Raw genomic sequence first — 16642 nt, 5'->3', positions numbered from 1 at the left:
GACCGTTATGGGGTCCCGATTTCGACGCGGTGCAGGTCGTCGCCGAGCTCGATCCGCCCGCCGAAGCGCGCGGCCGCCAACGCCCGCCACTGTTCTTCCTGGCCCGGCACCAGCGCCGGCACGTAGTGGGTCATGACGAGGGTGCCCACCCCGGCGCGGGCCGCGGTCGTCGCCGCTTCCTCGACCGACGAGTGGTAGTCGCAGATGTCCTGGAGCCGCTGCTGCGGGATGTTGGCGACGATGTCCTTGCGGATCACCGTGTGCACCAGCGCGCCGGCGCCGGCCGCCAGCTCGTCAAGCCCCGCGCAGGGCACGGTGTCGCCGGCGAGCACCACCGACGCCGCCCCGTAGTCGACCCGGAACCCGATGGTCGGCGCGACCGGCCGGTGGTCGGTGGGCGCGACGCGGATCGCCACGCCCTCGCGGTCCCACACCGGTCCTTCGGTGCATTCGTGCACCTCGACGGCCGGCGGGGCGTTCAGGTCGGCATGATGCGCGATCCGGTACTCGATGTCGTGGCGGAACGCGTGCAGCGTCGCCTCCACCGTCTCCGCGATCCCGGGCGGGCCGATGATCGGCAGCGGCGCGGGGTCCGGCGCGAACGTGCTGATCCACCGGGTGATCAGCAGGTCACCGAGGTCACCGATGTGGTCGCTGTGCAGGTGGGTGATCAGCAGCGCCGACAGCCCGGCGGCGCCCACGCCCACCGCCGCGGCGCGCTGCAACACGCCCCGCCCGCAATCCACCAGGAACACCTGTCCGCCCGCCCGCACCAGCGTCGACGGCCCGGCGCGGTTCGGGTCGGGTATCGGGCTCCCGGTCCCGAGCAGGGTGATCTCGATCATGGCCCCCATCTTGCAAGCCGGGGCGCGCCGCGGTGGCCCAAACGCGGGAACCGTGGTTTCGGACTACGGCGTCAGGGTATGGACACGGATCGGCTACCGGTTCTCGTCGTGGCTTTTGCGCCGCGCGAGTTAGCCGTAGCCTGATGTGAAGCGGATCACAACCGGCTGGAGGCCAGATGCGGATAGCGGATGTCTTGCGGAACAAGGGCGCGGCGGTGGTGACCATCAACCCCGAGGCGACGGTGAAAGAGCTGCTCGCCGGCCTCGCCGAGCAGAACATCGGCGCCATGGTGGTGGTCGGCGACGAGGGTGTCGTCGGCATCGTCTCCGAGCGCGACGTCGTTCGCGAGCTGCACACCCACGGGGCCAGCGTGCTGTCGCGCCCGATCTCGAAGATCATGACCGCCAACGTCGCCACCTGCGCCAAGACCGACACGGTCGACTCGTTGAGCGTGCTGATGACCAAGAACCGGGTGCGCCACGTGCCGGTGCTCGACGGCAAGAAGCTGATTGGCATCGTCAGCATCGGCGACGTGGTGAAGACCCGCATGGAAGAGCTCGAGGCCGAGCAGCAGCAGCTGCACTCCTACATCACGCAGGGCTGATTGCCCGAGACTGACCGGGCATTTCGCCGAACGTGCACTCTGGGCGAAGATTCGGCCGATCTTCCGCCCTGATTTCACGTTCGGCGGTAGGCCTAACCCGCTAGCTCCAGGCGTAGTCCTCCCGTAGCCGGGCGGCGATGACGTCGAAGATCTCCCGGTCCAGGATGGCGCCCTCGCGGCGAATGCTCTCCTCCGGCACGTCGAGCACCCGGTCCAACCGGACCCAGCTCGGCCTGCCCTCGTAATCCCAGGCGCCGGAACCGATTCCGATCCAGTCCCGGTCCGAGGCGTGGCGCTCCTGGCTGGACACCATCAGTCCGAGCAGGACCCGGCGGTCGCGGCCGACGACGAGCACGGGCCGGTCCTTGCCGCGGGTGGGATCGTCCTCGTAGACCACCCAGGTCCAGACGATCTCGCCGGGATCGGCCCGGCCGTCGAGGTCGGGGGCATAGACCAGCTTGCGCGCGCGCTGCGCGGTGGGGAAGCTCGCGCTGGTCACCGGCCGGCCCGCGGTAACGGCGGATTGTTGGGGCGCGGCCGCGGCAATGACGTCCGCGGTGACCTTCACGGCGTGCTGAAGTTCCCGCGCGACGAGCTGGGCGGTCTGTGCATAGATGATCGCGTTGCGGGCGAACCGCTGGATCGTCTTCCACTGGGATTTGCGGGGAGACGCCATATTCGCAGCATAGACGCGCGCGCGTGGGTGCGATTGTGTCCAAGTAGGTCTCGGCCACCGCGCACAGATACGCTGGACGTATCGCTCAAGCGGCCTCGAGCGGGCCCAGACCAGGAGATTCCCATCAGCAGTTTCGCCGACAAGACCTTCACCGCGCCGGCGCAGATCAGGAATTTCTGCATCATCGCTCACATCGATCACGGCAAGTCGACGCTGGCCGACCGGATGCTGCAGCTGACCGGGGTGGTTGACGAGCGCTCGATGCGCGCGCAGTACCTGGACCGGATGGACATCGAGCGTGAGCGCGGGATCACCATCAAGGCGCAGAACGTGCGCCTGCCCTGGAAGGTCGGGGACCAAGATTACGTCCTGCACCTGATCGACACCCCGGGCCACGTCGACTTCACCTACGAGGTGTCGCGCGCGCTGGAGGCCTGCGAGGGCGCGGTGCTGCTGGTCGACGCCGCCCAGGGCATCGAGGCGCAGACGCTGGCCAACCTGTACCTGGCGCTGGACCGCGACCTGCACATCATCCCGGTGCTCAACAAGATCGACCTGCCGGCCGCCGACCCCGACCGCTACGCGGGGGAGATCGCCCACATCATCGGCTGCGAGCCCGGCGATGTGCTGCGGGTCTCCGGCAAGACCGGCGAGGGCGTCGCCGACCTGCTCGACCACGTCGTGCGCGAGGTGCCGCATCCCCAAGGCGACGCCGACGCGCCCACCCGCGCGATGATCTTCGACTCCGTCTACGACATCTACCGCGGCGTGGTGACCTACGTGCGGGTGATGGACGGCAAGATCGTCCCACGGGAGCGCATCCAGATGATGTCCACCGGCGCCACCCACGAGCTGCTGGAGGTGGGCATCGTCTCGCCCGAGCCCAAGGCCAGCGAGGGCCTGGGCGTCGGTGAGGTGGGCTACCTGATCACCGGGGTGAAGGACGTCCGGCAATCCAAGGTCGGTGACACCGTCACGACGGCCCGCCACGGCGCAACCGAGGCGCTGACGGGCTACCGCGAGCCCAAACCGATGGTCTACTCGGGGCTGTATCCCGTCGACGGCTCGGACTATCCAAACCTGCGCGACGCCCTGGACAAGCTGCAGCTCAACGACGCGGCCCTGACCTACGAGCCGGAGACGTCGGTGGCGCTGGGCTTCGGGTTCCGGTGCGGCTTTTTGGGCCTGCTGCACATGGAGATCACCCGCGAGCGCCTGGAGCGCGAGTTCGACCTGGACCTGATCTCGACGTCGCCCAACGTCGTCTACCGGGTGATCAAGGAGGACGGCAGCGAGATCGTGGTGACCAACCCGTCGGACTGGCCCGAGGGCAAGATCCGCGAGGTGTACGAGCCCGTCGTCAAGACCACCATCATCGCGCCCAGCGAGTTCATCGGCACCATCATGGAGCTGTGTCAGTCGCGCCGCGGCGAGCTGGGCGGCATGGACTACCTGTCACCCGAGCGGGTCGAACTGCGCTACACGATGCCGCTGGGCGAGATCATCTTCGACTTCTTCGACTCGCTGAAGTCGCGCACCCGCGGCTACGCCAGCCTGGACTACGAGGAGGCCGGCGAGCAGGAGGCCCAGCTGGTCAAGGTCGACATCCTGTTGCAGGGCGAGGCCGTCGACGCGTTCTCCGCGATCGTGCATAAGGACGGGGCGTCGGCTTACGGCAACAAGATGACCACCAAGCTCAAGGAACTGATTCCGCGCCAGCAGTTCGAGGTGCCGGTGCAGGCGGCCATCGGATCGAAAATCATTGCGCGCGAGAACATTCGGGCGATTCGCAAGGACGTGCTATCCAAGTGCTACGGCGGGGACATCACCCGCAAGCGCAAACTGCTGGAAAAGCAGAAGGAAGGCAAGAAGCGGATGAAGACCATCGGGCGGGTCGACGTGCCGCAGGAGGCCTTCGTGGCGGCGCTGTCCACCGACGCCGGCGGCGACAAATCCAGTTCCTCAGGCAAGAAATAGCCGTGATCCTGATGCGAGCCGTGACGTTCGTCGGTATCAGCGTGCTCGCTACCGGATGCGTCACGACCGTCGCCGGGACCGCCGCGCGCACCGGCCGCCTCGGCGGCGCCGTGCCGCCGCTGGAACAGGTCCTGCCGGACAGCGCCGAGGTCGCCGCCGCCGTCGGCAATGAGCTGCCGCCCCACCGTCCGCCGGAGGTGGGCGGTATCGACGTGCTGCCCAACGGAATTCGCGACGCCGGTGGCGCCGCGCCCATCGAATGCCTCGGGGTCGTCGCGCCGGCGATGCGCATCGTCTACGAGAAGGGCGCGGTGCGCCGCGCCGCGACGCAGGACTACTGGAATTACGACTCCGGGGTGCAGGTGTCCAGCGCAACGGCCGCGGCGATCGAGCTCGGGTCGACCGCCGACGCGCAACGGCTCTTCGCGTCGTTCGCGCAGCAATGGCAGCATTGCGCGGGCACCACGGTCACCGCGTACACGCACGACAGGAGCGACACCGAGTTGTACTCGAAGGTGACCGACGTCCGAGTCGACGGGCCGATAGTTTCCGCGACCGTCATGGCATGGGACAACCATCACACCCCGCCGAGCCCGGACGAGCGGGCGATCGGCGTCCAGGGCGACGTGATCGCCGACGTCAAGGTCGCCGTCGGCCCGCGCGCCCAGGCCGGAACCAGGGCCGTCGATATCGTGCAGGCGATGTTGCGCAAAGTCTCGAGCACGAACTGATGAGGGTCGGCCGCATCGTCCTCAGCTGCCTGTCGGTCGTGGCGCTGGCCACCGGCTGCACGGTCGCCGGCACCGCGCGGCCGGCGCCGAACCTGAAGCCCCACCCGGTCATCGGGCAACCGGTCAAGAAGGTGCTCCTCGACGACGCCGAGTTGTCGAAGCTGCTGGGCCAGTCCTTCGGCAGCAAGAACGAACTGCCGGCGCGGTTCGGCGGCCCCGAGGTGCTGCCGCCGGCCTTCGGCGCGGTCTCGCCCGCCAACTGCGTCGGCGTCACCTCGATGATGGTGCAGGACGCCTACCGATCCGGCGACGTCAAGAATGCGGCGCGGGAGACGTGGTGGAACCAGCGCGGGCCGGCGAAGGTGATCAGCGTCGCCGAGGGCGTGGTGGCGCTCTCCAGCGCCGCGGGGGCCGCCGCATTGTTCCAACAGTTCGCGCAGCAGTGGCGCGACTGCGACGGCACCACCGTGACGATCGGTCGCCCCAGCATCATCATCGACCGGCCCTCGATCGTCTTGTCGGACACCATTTCCGAGGTCCGGGTCTCCGAATCCGTTCTGGCCGCGACCCTTTCGATCGACACCCAGCTGCCCGGCCTACCGTCGAGCGGGCCCAGGCCCGAAGCGCGCGCCATCGGCCTGCGGGGGAACTGCCTCGTCGAGGTCGAGGTGGCGTTCTTCAATTCGACGCGCTCGTCGGACGAGGGGTCCGGAGACGTGCACCGCAGCGCCATCGACCTCGCGCACGCGATGATGGACAAGGTCAGCGCGCTGGGGTGACGCCGGGAAGGTCAGGGACGAAGTGAAGAACCGCTGGCGCGTTCCGGCCGTTGTGATCGCGGTGCTGCTGGCCGGCGGCTGCACCGAAACCACCTCCGGCACAGCAGTTCTGGCGCCGAACGCGGGGCACGTGCCAGCCATCAAACGGGCCTTGTTCGACGGCACCGCGCTGGCGAAACTGCTCAGCCAGCCGTTCCAGCCCTACCCGCATTACTCGGAGTTCGGGGGCGCCGACAAACTGGGAAACGCATGGGATGACGCGCAACCCGCCGACTGCATCGGCGTCGTCCATTGGATGCAGCGGGGCCCGTATGCCCCGGCGCCGATACAACAAACCGCCGCCGAAATGTGGGTACACAAAGGCGATTCGGTGAAGATCGACAGCGTCGAGGAAGGTGTCGTCGCGTTGCGGTCTGACGCGGACGCCGCCGCGCTATTCGCCAGGTTCGCCGCGCAGTGGCAGAAGTGCGACGGAACCACGCTGACCGTCAAGCCTGTCGATGTCTACGGTTTGGATGCCATCTCCGACGTGCGCGTCGCGGATTCGGTTGTGGCGGCGACGGTTTCGAGGGGGTCCGGCCAACACTCGGTTTTGAATGCCATCCCCACGGCCCGGGCGCTTGGCGTCAAGGGGCCGTACGTGGTGGAGATGACGGTCGACTTCATTCCCATTTATGGTCCAGCGGATCAGGGCAACGGCGACATCAACACCACCGCCATCGACCTCACCCACGCGCTGATGGACAAACTCAGCGCCCGCAGCTGACGCGGCGCCGGCTGCACTTAGCGCCGCGACCCGCTACATCGGCGCGTTGGCGGGCTGGAACATCCCCGAGCCGTCGGCCTCCTCCTCGGCGCGGATCACGTGCACCACCGCGTTGATCAGGGCCAGGTGGGTGAACGCCTGCGGGAAGTTGCCCAGGTGCCTGCCCGTGCGCGGCTCGATCTCCTCGGCGTAGAGGTGCAGCGGGCTGGCGTACGACAGCAGCCGCTCGCACAACCGCTTGGCGCGCGCCACCTCGCCGATCTCCACCAGGGCGGACACCAGCCAGAACGAGCAGATCGTGAACGTGCCCTCCTCGCCGGACAGCCCGTCGTCGGTCTCCTCCACGCGGTAGCGCAGCACCAGGCCCTCGGAGGTGAGTTCGTTGGCGATGGCCAGCACGGTGTTGCGCACCCGCGGGTCGTCCGGCGGCAGGAAGCGGGTCAGCACCACCAGCAGCAGCGAGGCGTCCAGCGCGTCGCTGCCGTAGCGCTGGGTGAACACCCCGCGGGAGTCCACCCCGTGTTGCAGGATGTCCTCCTTGATCTCCTCGGCGATGGCCCGCCACTGCTGGGCGTAGCTCTTCTCGCCCTGCCGCTCGGCCAGCTTGGCCCCGCGATCGAGCGCCACCCAGCACATCACCTTCGACGAGGTGAAGTGCTGCGGCTCGCCGCGGACCTCCCAGATGCCCCGGTCCGGCTCGCGCCAGTGCTTGATCGCCTCTTCCACCTGCTTCTTCAGCACCGGCCACAGGGTCTCGGGGACCTGCTCGCGCGACTTGGCGTGCAGGTAGAACGAGTCGAGGATGGAGCCCCAGATGTCGTGCTGCACCTGGTCGTACGCGCCGTTGCCGATGCGCACCGGGCGGGCATGGTCATAGCCGGACAGGTGATGCAGCTCCTCTTCGACCAGGCTGCGTTCGCCGCCCACGCCGTACATCACCTGCAGCGGGTGACGCTCGTTGCTGTTGGCCCCCGACACGTCGGCGATGAACGCGAAGAAGTCGTCGGCCTCACGGTCCAGCCCGAGCGTGTAGAGCCCCCACAACGCGAAGGTGGAGTCGCGCACCCACGCGTAGCGGTAGTCCCAATTTCGTTCGCCCTGAGGGGTTTCCGGAAGCGATGTGGTGCTGGCCGCCAGCAGCGCGCCGGTGGGCGAGTACGTCAACCCCTTCAGGGTGAGCGCGCTGCGCTGCAGGTAGGCGCGCCACGGGTGGTCGGGGAAGTTGCCGATGTTGATCCATTGGCGCCAGCACTCGGTGGTCTGCCACATCTTGTCGGCGGCCTCTTCGTAGGTCTGCGGCGCCGGGTGCTTGGTCCAGCTGAGGGCGACGAACACGTCGTCGCCCTCCTTCATACGGGTGCGCGCCCGCGCCTCGCGGCCCTCCAACCCGATCCGCAGGTTGCTGGTGAGCCGCATGGTCGGGTGGGCGTCGGGCTGTTTGGTGGCCCGCGCGACGGCCTCGCCGTACGCGTTGGCCGAGTATTCCCAGGTGGCGCCCACGCGGTGGTAGTCGAACGCGGGTTCGCAGCTCATCATCAGCTCGACGGTGCCGCTCACGCAGCGCACGGTGCGCAGCAGGATGTGCTCGGCGTCCCAGTCCATCGGGGTGCGGCGGTGCGTCCTCGATCGGCGCTCGATGTCGTGCCACGGCCCCATGACCAGCGCGTCGCGCACGATCAACCACCCGGTGTGGGTCTGCCACGTGGTCTCCATGATCAGGCTTCCGGGCAGGTAGCGGCGCGCCGAGGGCACCGAGACGCCGTAGGGGCCTAGCCGGAAATGACCCGCGCTGCGGTCCAGGATGGCGCCGAAGACGCTGGGGGAGTCCGGCCGCGGCACGCACAGCCATTCGACGGACCCGGCGGGGGAAATGAGGCACGTCGTCTCCCAGTCCGACAGGAAGGCGTAGTCGGCGATCGGCGGAAAAGGGTTCCGCAGTGCCGCGCTGGAGGCCAGGGGTGCCGGCGCGCTGAAGTCGATGGGCGACGCGATGGCCGCCGGCGCCGCCTCGAACGCTTCCTCGGGCATGGCGTCGGCGGGCTGGTCGTCGGGCTGGGCGTGCAGGACCATCCCGCCATCATCATCTGTCGGGCGGCCCGGCGTCCATTCTTTCGACGACGTGGCGTCACTGTTCCTCACCCGCGGCGTCGGGCGAACCGCGGGGCGTGTTCCGGCAGTGGCCCGATCGCGACGAGGTAGCCGAGCAGCCGCCGCAGCGGTGTGGACCGGCTCACCAGCCGCACGGCCCCCGGCGCGCGGTCCTCGTTTCGGGCCACCGCCGCGGCGATCACGTTGGCATGGATGCCCCGTTGCGCGGCCTGCAGCAGCACGGTGGGCATCCAGCGGCGCGCCTGCACCCGGGCCAGCCGCCAGGTGGGCACCCGTCCCGTGCGCAGCGCGCCGGCCAGGATGCGGGCGGCGGCCACCGCGTCGGCCACCGCGAGGTTGATTCCGATCCCGCCGACCGGCGACATCGCGTGTGCGGCGTCACCGATCAGCAGCACGCCGTCGGCATACCAGCGGGGAAGCCGATTCAATTGCACGTCAAGCAGTTTCACGTCATCAAAGGACGTCAGCGCCTGCACGCGGTCACCCAGCCAGGGCACCATGCCGACCAGCACCCGGTGCAGCGCCTCGATGCCCTCGGCCCGCAGACTCGCGTCGGTTCCCTTCGGGATGATGTAGGCGACCTGGAAGTAATCGCCGCGATCGATCACGATGACCGCGTGTCCGGCCCGCAGCACGCCGCCCAGCCCCGGTGGATCGTCGGGGTGGCGGGGCAACCGGAACCACCACACGTCCATCGGCGCTCCGAAACTGTGCGGTCGCAGGCCCATCGCCGAACGGATCGTGGACGAGCGGCCGTCGCAGGCCACCGTCAGCTCGGCGCGCATGGTTTTGACCTCGCCGGCCTGGTCGCGATAGGTGACGCCGACGACGCGATCCCCGTCCCGCAGCACGCCGATCACCTCGGTGCTGCGCAGGAGCTTGAAGCTCGGCTCGGCCTCGGCCGCGCTGGCCACCAGCTCCAAAAAGTCCCATTGCGGCACCAGGGCGATGTGTTTGTGCGCGCCCGGAAGGCGGGTCAGGTCGAGCGCCACCGGTTGGTTCTGTATCTCCATGCGGACCGTGTCGATCAGGCGATGGGGAATCTGCGCGAACCGGGCGCCCAACCCCAGCTCGTCGAGTAGGCGCAGCGTGCTCGCGTGCACGGTGTCGCCGCGAAAGTCGCGCAGGAAGTCGGCGTGTTTTTCCATCACCGTGACGTCGACGCCGGCGCGGGCCAGCAGCAGGCCCAGCACCATGCCGGCCGGGCCACCGCCGGCGATCAGGCAGGCCGTTGCCTCGGGCGTAGACGAGGGGGCGGACATGCGCCGATCTTGGCACATTGGTTTTCCGCTGCAGGGCCGAATAGGGTGAGCCCCGTGACCGCATTCCTCAATTGGTGGGACGGCAACGAGCTGTGGCTTTCCGGGCTCGCTTTCGTCCTGCAGGCCATGGTGGTGATGCCGGTCGTGCTGGTGGTGGCCGCCGTCACGGCGGGACTGCTCGATGGCCTGCTCGGCAAGGGCATCGCCCTGATGCGCCGCGCCCGCCACGCCGACGCGGCGCCCGGGTAATTCGCATGCCTCGGTCACACGTGACGTTGATTCTGGTCGCGCTGGTGGTCCTGGTGATCGTCGCATGGTGGTTGACGCACTGAGCGTGGGTTGCCCGCTCGGCCCCTCGCGCGGTGGCGGGCCGGACGATTCCTGTTAGGCTTCCCGCCATGCATGTGACATCGGGTGCGGTGAAGCGCCATGTCTTCGTGCACTGTTGTCGCTGACTGCAACCCGTGTGCGGTCTGGTATGGGGTTCGTGAGTCTCCCGTCGGTTATGGCGCCTTTCCGCAGCATCGGGATCGATATCTCCTAAGTCCCCGTACCGGAAGGCCCGAATGCTCAACGACATCGCCGGCTCGCCGCGCTGGCGGCCGGTCGCCGCGCTTGCACTCGTCGTCGCCCTCCTCGCGGGATGTAGCGGCGGGGCCAGTGACGTCGTAGGCGGGAGCGGCCCGACCAACGCGCACACCAGCATCACCCTGGTCGCCTATTCGGTCCCCGAACCCGGCTGGAGCAAGGTGATCCCGGCGTTCAATGCCGCCGAGGAGGGCAAGAGCGTGCAGGTGATCACGTCGTACGGCGCCTCCGGCGACCAGTCGCGCGGCGTCGTCGACGGCAAGCCGGCCGACGTCGTGAACTTCTCGGTCGAACCGGACATCACCCGGTTGGTGAAGGCCGGCAAGGTCTCCAAGGACTGGAATACGGACGCCACCAAGGGAATTCCGTTCGGCTCGGTGGTGACCCTGGTGGTGCGTAAGGGCAACCCGAAGAACATCAGGGACTGGGACGACCTGCTGCGCCCGGGCGTGGAGGTCATCACCCCCAGCCCGCTGAGCTCGGGGTCGGCCAAGTGGAATCTGTTGGCGCCGTACGCCGTCAAGAGCGAGGGCGGCGCCAACGCTGCGGCCGGCGTCAACTTCATCAGCAAGCTGGTCCACGAGCACGTCAAGCTGCGGCCCGGATCGGGAAGGGAAGCGACCGATGTTTTCGTCCAGGGCAGCGGGGATGTGTTGATCAGTTACGAGAACGAGGCGATCGCCACCGAGCGCGCCGGCAAGCCGGTCGAGCACGTCAACCCACCGCAGACGTTCAAGATCGAGAACCCGGTGGCGGTGGTGACCACCAGCCCGCACCTGGACGCCGCGGTCGCCTTCAAGAACTTCCAGTACACGGCAGCGGCGCAGAAGGTGTGGGCGCAGGCCGGCTTTCGGCCCGTCGATCCGGCCGTCGCCGCCGAATTCCGCGACCAGTTCCCGGCGCCGGCGAAACTGTGGACGATCGCCGATCTCGGCGGTTGGACGCCGGTGGACCCGCAACTGTTCGATAAGAGCACCGGCAGCATCACCAAGATCTATACGCAGGCCACCGGATGACGGCCGCGATCACCCCCGACCCGCAGGCGATTCGGCCGGAGCTGGGGCCCCCGTCCGGTGACGTCCCGCGGCGCCCGGCGAGGGCGCGGCGTTCGGGCACCACGTCGCTGCGGGTGGGCATGGCGACGCTGTGGCTTTCGGTGATCGTGTTGCTGCCGCTGGCCGCCATCGCCTGGCAGGCCGCCGGGGGCGGGTGGCACGCCTTCTGGCTCGCGGTCACGTCCAACGCGGCGTTGGAGTCGTTCCGGGTGACGCTGACCATTTCGGCCGGGGTCACCCTGCTCAACCTGGTCTTCGGCCTGGTGATCGCCTGGGTGCTGGTGCGCGACGACTTCGTCGGCAAGCGCCTCGTCGACGCCATCATCGATCTGCCCTTCGCGTTGCCCACCATCGTCGCCAGCCTGGTGATGCTGGCCCTCTACGGCAACAACAGCCCGGTGGGTCTGCATCTGCAGCACACGGCCTGGGGCGTGGCGGTGGCGCTGGCGTTCGTCACGCTGCCCTTCGTCGTGCGGGCGGTGCAGCCGGTGCTGCTGGAGATCGATCGGGAAACCGAAGAGGCGGCGGCGTCGCTGGGGGCCAGCGGGCCGAAGATCTTCACCTCCGTCGTGTTGCCGTCGCTGACCCCGGCGCTGTTGTCCGGTGCGGGCCTGGCCTTCTCGCGGGCGATCGGGGAGTTCGGGTCGGTGGTGCTGATCGGCGGCGCGGTCCCCGGCAAGACGGAAGTCTCGTCGCAGTGGATACGGACGCTGATCGAGAACGACGACCGCACCGGCGCCGCCGCCATCTCCATCGTGCTCCTGTCGATATCCTTCGTCGTGCTGTTCATCCTGCGCATCGTCGGCGGGCGGGCGGCCAAGCGTGAGGAGCTGGCTCCGTGACTTCGTCCCCAAGAGTTCGGTATCTGATCCGATTCGTCGCGCTCGCATACATTTTCGTGCTGCTGGTCGTCCCCGTCAGCTTGATCCTGTGGCGGACATTCCGGCCCGGCTTCGGCCAGTTCTTCGACTGGGTGAGCACGCCCGCGGCCATCTCCGCGCTGAACGTGACCCTGTTGGTCGTCGCCATCGTGGTGCCGCTGAACGTGGTGTTCGGCATACCCACAGCGTTGGTGTTGGCGCGCAACCGGTTCCGCGGCAAGGGCGTGCTGCAGGCCGTCATCGACCTGCCCTTCGCGGTGTCGCCCGTAGTCGTGGGCGTCGCCCTCATCCTGTTGTGGGGGGCGGCCGGTGCGTTCGGCTTCGTCGAACGCGACCTCGGGTTCAAGATCATCTTCGGGTTCCCCGGCATCGTGCTCGCCAGCGTCTTCGTGACGCTACCGTTCGTGGTGCGCGAGGTGGAACCGGTTCTGCACGAATTGGGCACCGACCAGGAAGAGGCGGCCGCAACCCTGGGATCGGGTTGGTGGCAGACCTTCTGGCGGATCACCCTGCCATCCATCCGGTGGGGTCTGACCTACGGCATCGTGTTGACCATCGCCCGCACCCTCGGCGAATACGGCGCCGTCATCATCGTGTCGTCGAACCTTCCGGGTAAGTCGCAGACGCTGACGTTGCTGGTCTCCGACCGGTACAACCGCGGCGTGGAGTACGGCGCCTACGCGCTGTCGACGTTGTTGATGGGCGTTGCCGTATTGGTCTTGATCTTCCAAGTGATCCTCGATCTCCGCCGCGCACGGGCGGCCAGATAGTCCCGACATGGAGACGCATAGATGACCGAAAACGACAGCCGGCCCGTCGATCACGCGATCGTCGTGCGCAATGCCAACAAGCGCTATGGCGACTTCGTGGCACTGGACAACGTCGACTTCGTCGTCCCCTCCGGGACGTTGACCGCCCTGTTGGGCCCCAGCGGCTCGGGCAAGTCCACCCTGCTGCGCACCATCGCGGGGCTCGACCAGCCCGACAGCGGAACGGTCACCATCAACGGTCGCGACGTCACGCGGATCCCGCCGCAGCGCCGAGGCATCGGGTTCGTGTTCCAGCACTATGCCGCGTTCAAACACATGACCGTTCGGGACAACGTCGCCTACGGGCTGAAGATCCGCAAGCGGCCTAAGGCGGAGGTCAAGGCCAAGGTCGACAACTTGCTGGAAGTGGTGGGGCTGAGCGGATTTCAGACCCGCTACCCGAATCAGCTCTCCGGTGGGCAACGCCAGCGGATGGCGCTCGCGCGGGCGCTGGCCGTCGACCCGGAGGTGCTGCTGCTGGACGAGCCGTTCGGCGCGCTGGACGCCAAGGTGCGTGAGGACCTGCGGGCGTGGCTGCGACGCCTGCACGACGAGGTGCATGTCACCACCGTGCTGGTCACCCACGACCAGGCAGAGGCGCTGGACGTCGCCGACCGGATAGCGGTGCTGAATCGGGGTCGGATCGAGCAGGTGGGCTCGCCCAGCGAGGTCTACGACGCGCCGGCGACCGCCTTCGTGATGTCGTTTCTCGGGAAGGTGTCCAGCCTGAACGGCAATCTCGTTCGCCCGCATGACATCCGGGTGGGCCGCAACCCCGAAATGGCCATCGCGGGCGGGGATGGCACCGCGGAGTCGATCGGGATCGTGCGCGCCACCGTCGATCGCGTGGTCGTGCTGGGCTTCGAGGTCCGGGTGGAACTGACCAGCGCCGCCACCGGGGGCCGCTTCACCGCGCAGATCACCCGTGGTGACGCCGAGGCGCTGGCCCTACGCGACGGCGACACGGTCTATGTGCGCGCCACCCGCAAGCCGTCGCTCGCCGAAGAGACGACCGCCGCCCGCCCCGCCGGCGAAGACGAAACCACGCTGACCTCGGCCTGACGCACCGCTTGAAGTTAGGAAGCGTGCAACCCGCACTCGGTCTTCGCCAGCCCCTGCCAGCGGCCACTGCGCGGGTCGGCGCCCGCGATCGGCTTGGCCGTGCAGGGAGCGCAGCCGATCGACGGATACCCGTCGTAGACAAGGGGATTGACGAGTACCTCGTGCTCGTCGATGTAGTTCTGCATGTCTTCGTCGGTCCACGTCGCCAGCGGGTTGATCTTCACCAGCTTGAAACCCTCGTCGAAGCCGATCACCGGGGTGTTGGCGCGCGTCGCCGCTTCGCTGCGGCGCAGCCCGGTTACCCAGGCGGAATATCCGCTCAGCGCTCGCCGCAGGGGCACGACCTTGCGCAGCCGGCAGCACTCGCCCGGGTCGCGGGAGAACAGGTTCTTGCCGAGCAACTGGTCCTGCTCGGCGACCGTCTGCTCGGGCGTGATGTTGAGCACGTGGATGTCGTACACCGACTCGACCGCGTCGCGGGTCCCGATGGTTTCGGCGAAGTGGTAGCCGGTGTCCAGGAAGACCACCGGCACGCCCGGCCGTACCTTGGAAGCCAGATCGATCAGCACGGCCTCCTGCATGCTGGAGGTCAGCACGTAGTTGCAGGTGGCCCAGCCGCGGGGCCCGTTGACTCCACCGAAGGTCGCATCGGTCCAGCGCAAGACCTCGATGGCGCTGGCGCCCTGCAGCTCGGCGGCGCCGCGCGCCGCCAGGTCGCGCAGTTCGGCTTCGGTCAGTTTCGTTGCTTGTTCACTCATCTCAGATCGTCCTCATCCGCCCGAATCGCCCACTGCGCGAACCGTTCTCCCGCACTGCGGTGTTTGATGAAGCTCCGTACCACCCGCTCGATGTAGTCGCCCAGCTCGTCGCTGGTGACTTTGTGCTGGCGCAGCTTCCGGCCGAAGCCGCTGTCCAGCCCGAGGCTGCCACCCAGGTGCACCTGGAAGCCCTCGACCGAGCCCCCATGGCCGTCGTCGACCATTTGACCCTTGAAGCCGATGTCCGCCACTTGTATTCGCGCGCAAGAGTTCGGACAACCGTTGATGTTGACCGTGATCGGCACGTCGAGCTCGGCGTTGATGTCCTCGAGCCGGCGCTCCAGTTCGGGCACCAGGACCTGCGCCTTGCCCCGCGTTTCGGCGAAGGACAACTTGCAGTATTCGATCCCCGTGCAGGCCATCAGGTTTCGCCGCCAAGCCGAGGGCCTGGTCTGCAGCCCGAGCGCCTCCAGCCCGGCGAGCACATCGTCGAGTTTGTCGTCGGGGATGTCGAGGATGACCAGCTTCTGGTACGGGGTGAACCGGACGCGGTCCGAACCGGCCCCGTCCATCAGGTCGGCCACCGCCGACAGGATCGTGCCCGAGACCCGGCCGGCGATCGGAGCCGCCCCGACCGCGTTGAGCCCGTTCTTGAGCCGCTGCACCCCGATGTGGTCGATCGGATGCTTGAGCGGCTCGGGGGCCGGTCCATCGATCAGCGGCCGCTTGAGGTACTCGGTTTCGAGAACCTGACGGAACTTCTCGATGCCCCAGTCCTTGATCAGGAACTTCAGCCGGGCCTTGGACCGCAGTCGCCGGTAGCCGTAGTCGCGGAAGATCGACGTCACGGCCTCCCAGACCTCGGGCACCTCGTCCAGCGGCACCCAGGCGCCGACCCGCTGGGCCAGCATCGGGTTGGTGGACAGGCCGCCGCCGACCCACAGGTCCAGGCCGGGCCCGTGCTCGGGATGGTTGACGCCGATGAAGGCGATGTCGTTGATCTCGTGCGCGACGTCCTGCAGACCCGAAATGGCGGTCTTGTACTTGCGTGGGAGGTCGGCGAAGTCCGGTTTGCCGATGTAGCGGCGCACGATCTCGTCGATGGCCCAGGTGGGGTCGAGCACCTCGTCCAGCGATTCGCCGGCCAGCGGGGAACCCAGGATGACGCGGGGGCAGTCGCCGCAGGCCTCGGCGGTCTGCAGGCCGACCTCGGTGAGTCGACGCCAGATCTCGGGGACGTTTTCGACCTCGATCCAGTGCATCTGCACGTTCTGGCGGTCGGAGATGTCGGCGGTGTCGCGGCCGAACTCGGTCGAGATCTGGCCGACGGTGCGCAGCGCGGCGGCCGACAGCGCGCCGCCGTCGCAACGCACCCGCATCATGAAGTACTTGGCTTCCAGCAGGTCGGCGTTCTCGTCACCGGTGAAGGTGCCGTCGTAGCCCTGTTCGCGCTGGGTGTAGAGCCCCCACCAGCGGAATCGCCCGCGCAGGTCGCTCTTGTCGATGCTGTCGAAGCCCTGGTTGGCGTAGACGTTCTCGATGCGTTCGCGCACCTCGAGCGGGGCGCCGGCGTGCTTCATCTCTTCGTTGGGGTTGAGTGGCTCCCGATCCCCCAGCGCCCACTGGCCCTCGTTGCGAGGCTTGGCGGGGCGGACTGTGGTCATTGAGCAGGTCTCCTTCTCGACATCGCAGGCATAGAAACGCAGCTCACCGGTGGTATCGGCGGCGCAGATCCGATG

The 16642-nt window shown here is 68.0% G+C and carries 15 protein-coding genes and 1 pseudogene; 10 read left to right on the top strand and 6 right to left on the bottom strand.

Translation table 11 applies throughout. From position 1 onward, the window contains the following. Window positions 1-5 precede the first annotated feature (5 nt). A complete protein-coding gene (locus WU80_RS07675) occupies window positions 6-845 on the bottom strand; it encodes a ribonuclease Z (protein WP_055402603.1) in 840 nt (279 codons plus the stop codon). Between the two features lie 176 nt (window positions 846-1021). On the opposite strand from WU80_RS07675, the gene WU80_RS07670 reads away from it, so the two are divergent. Next, the gene (locus WU80_RS07670) at window positions 1022-1450 is read left to right on the top strand and encodes a CBS domain-containing protein (RefSeq protein WP_055402585.1); all 429 of its coding nucleotides are present in this window, start codon (window positions 1022-1024) and stop codon (window positions 1448-1450) included. A gap of 100 nt (window positions 1451-1550) precedes the next feature. Here WU80_RS07670 and WU80_RS07665 read toward each other — a convergent pair whose 3' ends face one another. After that, window positions 1551-2126 carry a type II toxin-antitoxin system PemK/MazF family toxin gene (locus WU80_RS07665; protein WP_055402583.1) on the bottom strand — a complete coding sequence of 192 codons (576 nt, stop codon included), beginning with the start codon at window positions 2124-2126 and terminating at the stop codon, window positions 1551-1553. On the opposite strand from WU80_RS07665, the pseudogene lepA reads away from it, so the two are divergent. The 4 genes and pseudogenes from lepA to WU80_RS07645 all read left to right on the top strand — a co-directional run bounded on the left by lepA (window position 2108) and on the right by WU80_RS07645 (window position 6379). Continuing rightward, window positions 2108-4103 (top strand): annotated as a pseudogene (gene lepA / locus WU80_RS07660) (translation elongation factor 4). The gene WU80_RS07665 and the pseudogene lepA overlap by 19 nt on opposite strands. A gap of 11 nt (window positions 4104-4114) precedes the next feature. Beyond that, window positions 4115-4834: a sensor domain-containing protein gene (locus WU80_RS07655; protein WP_055402601.1), complete on the top strand. Its 720-nt coding sequence runs from the start codon at window positions 4115-4117 to the stop codon at window positions 4832-4834. Beyond that, window positions 4834-5613, top strand: coding sequence for a sensor domain-containing protein (locus WU80_RS07650; RefSeq protein ID WP_055402579.1), 780 nt, complete (start codon window positions 4834-4836; stop codon window positions 5611-5613). Before WU80_RS07655 ends, WU80_RS07650 begins: the two co-directional genes overlap by 1 nt. Before the next feature lie 22 nt (window positions 5614-5635). Then, window positions 5636-6379, top strand: a complete 744-nt coding sequence (locus WU80_RS07645) for a sensor domain-containing protein (RefSeq protein ID WP_055402577.1) — start codon at window positions 5636-5638, stop codon at window positions 6377-6379. 33 nt (window positions 6380-6412) lie between these two features. On the opposite strand, the gene WU80_RS07640 is transcribed toward WU80_RS07645, so the two are convergent. Both WU80_RS07640 and WU80_RS07635 read right to left on the bottom strand, forming a co-directional pair. Then, window positions 6413-8449 (bottom strand): glycoside hydrolase family 15 protein, encoded by a 2037-nt coding sequence (locus WU80_RS07640; RefSeq protein ID WP_055402575.1) that lies wholly within the window; start codon window positions 8447-8449, stop codon window positions 6413-6415. A 65-nt stretch (window positions 8450-8514) separates the two neighbouring features. After that, entirely contained in the window at window positions 8515-9750 is a 1236-nt protein-coding gene (locus WU80_RS07635) for an FAD-dependent oxidoreductase (protein WP_055402573.1), read from the bottom strand. 54 nt (window positions 9751-9804) lie between these two features. Here WU80_RS07635 and WU80_RS07630 point away from each other — a divergent pair, with 54 nt between their 5' ends. The 5 genes from WU80_RS07630 (at window position 9805) to WU80_RS07610 (ending at window position 14145) form a co-directional block, all read left to right on the top strand. Next, the gene (locus WU80_RS07630; RefSeq protein WP_055402571.1) at window positions 9805-9999 is read left to right on the top strand and encodes a hypothetical protein; all 195 of its coding nucleotides are present in this window, start codon (window positions 9805-9807) and stop codon (window positions 9997-9999) included. A 317-nt stretch (window positions 10000-10316) separates the two neighbouring features. Beyond that, entirely contained in the window at window positions 10317-11354 is a 1038-nt protein-coding gene (locus tag WU80_RS07625) for a sulfate ABC transporter substrate-binding protein (protein ID WP_055402568.1), read from the top strand. Further along, window positions 11351-12235, top strand: a complete 885-nt coding sequence (gene cysT / locus WU80_RS07620; RefSeq protein ID WP_055402567.1) for a sulfate ABC transporter permease subunit CysT — start codon at window positions 11351-11353, stop codon at window positions 12233-12235. The genes WU80_RS07625 and cysT overlap by 4 nt, the downstream gene beginning before the upstream one ends. Further along, a complete protein-coding gene (gene cysW, locus WU80_RS07615) occupies window positions 12232-13044 on the top strand; it encodes a sulfate ABC transporter permease subunit CysW (RefSeq protein WP_055402565.1) in 813 nt (270 codons plus the stop codon). Before cysT ends, cysW begins: the two co-directional genes overlap by 4 nt. Window positions 13045-13065: 21 nt before the next feature. Then, window positions 13066-14145: a sulfate/molybdate ABC transporter ATP-binding protein gene (locus WU80_RS07610; protein WP_055402563.1), complete on the top strand. Its 1080-nt coding sequence runs from the start codon at window positions 13066-13068 to the stop codon at window positions 14143-14145. A gap of 14 nt (window positions 14146-14159) precedes the next feature. Here WU80_RS07610 and WU80_RS07605 read toward each other — a convergent pair whose 3' ends face one another. Both WU80_RS07605 and WU80_RS07600 read right to left on the bottom strand, forming a co-directional pair. Then, window positions 14160-14903, bottom strand: a complete 744-nt coding sequence (locus WU80_RS07605; protein WP_055402560.1) for a phosphoadenylyl-sulfate reductase — start codon at window positions 14901-14903, stop codon at window positions 14160-14162. Further along, the gene (locus WU80_RS07600; protein WP_055402559.1) at window positions 14900-16567 is read right to left on the bottom strand and encodes a nitrite/sulfite reductase; all 1668 of its coding nucleotides are present in this window, start codon (window positions 16565-16567) and stop codon (window positions 14900-14902) included. Before WU80_RS07600 ends, WU80_RS07605 begins: the two co-directional genes overlap by 4 nt. Between the last annotated feature and the right edge of the window lie 75 nt (window positions 16568-16642).

Source organism: Mycobacterium sp. UM_11, assembly GCF_001414075.1.
Lineage (GTDB): Bacteria > Actinomycetota > Actinomycetes > Mycobacteriales > Mycobacteriaceae > Mycobacterium.
The sequence above is the reverse complement of the archived record's forward strand: the minus strand, read 5'-3'. Positions and strand labels throughout refer to the sequence as shown.

What these genes read in the sequence shown, in the direction of transcription:
- WU80_RS07675 (WP_055402603.1), bottom strand. Translation starts at nt 845, where the DNA reads ATGATCGAGATCACCCTGCTCGGGACCGGGAGCCCGATACCCGACCCG.
- WU80_RS07670 (WP_055402585.1), top strand. Translation starts at nt 1,022, where the DNA reads ATGCGGATAGCGGATGTCTTGCGGAACAAGGGCGCGGCGGTGGTGACC.
- WU80_RS07665 (WP_055402583.1), bottom strand. Translation starts at nt 2,126, where the DNA reads ATGGCGTCTCCCCGCAAATCCCAGTGGAAGACGATCCAGCGGTTCGCC.
- WU80_RS07655 (WP_055402601.1), top strand. Translation starts at nt 4,115, where the DNA reads ATGCGAGCCGTGACGTTCGTCGGTATCAGCGTGCTCGCTACCGGATGC.
- WU80_RS07650 (WP_055402579.1), top strand. Translation starts at nt 4,834, where the DNA reads ATGAGGGTCGGCCGCATCGTCCTCAGCTGCCTGTCGGTCGTGGCGCTG.
- WU80_RS07640 (WP_055402575.1), bottom strand. Translation starts at nt 8,449, where the DNA reads ATGGTCCTGCACGCCCAGCCCGACGACCAGCCCGCCGACGCCATGCCC.
- WU80_RS07635 (WP_055402573.1), bottom strand. Translation starts at nt 9,750, where the DNA reads ATGTCCGCCCCCTCGTCTACGCCCGAGGCAACGGCCTGCCTGATCGCC.
- WU80_RS07625 (WP_055402568.1), top strand. Translation starts at nt 10,317, where the DNA reads ATGCTCAACGACATCGCCGGCTCGCCGCGCTGGCGGCCGGTCGCCGCG.
- cysT (WP_055402567.1), top strand. Translation starts at nt 11,351, where the DNA reads ATGACGGCCGCGATCACCCCCGACCCGCAGGCGATTCGGCCGGAGCTG.
- WU80_RS07610 (WP_055402563.1), top strand. Translation starts at nt 13,066, where the DNA reads ATGACCGAAAACGACAGCCGGCCCGTCGATCACGCGATCGTCGTGCGC.
- WU80_RS07605 (WP_055402560.1), bottom strand. Translation starts at nt 14,903, where the DNA reads ATGAGTGAACAAGCAACGAAACTGACCGAAGCCGAACTGCGCGACCTG.
- WU80_RS07600 (WP_055402559.1), bottom strand. Translation starts at nt 16,567, where the DNA reads ATGACCACAGTCCGCCCCGCCAAGCCTCGCAACGAGGGCCAGTGGGCG.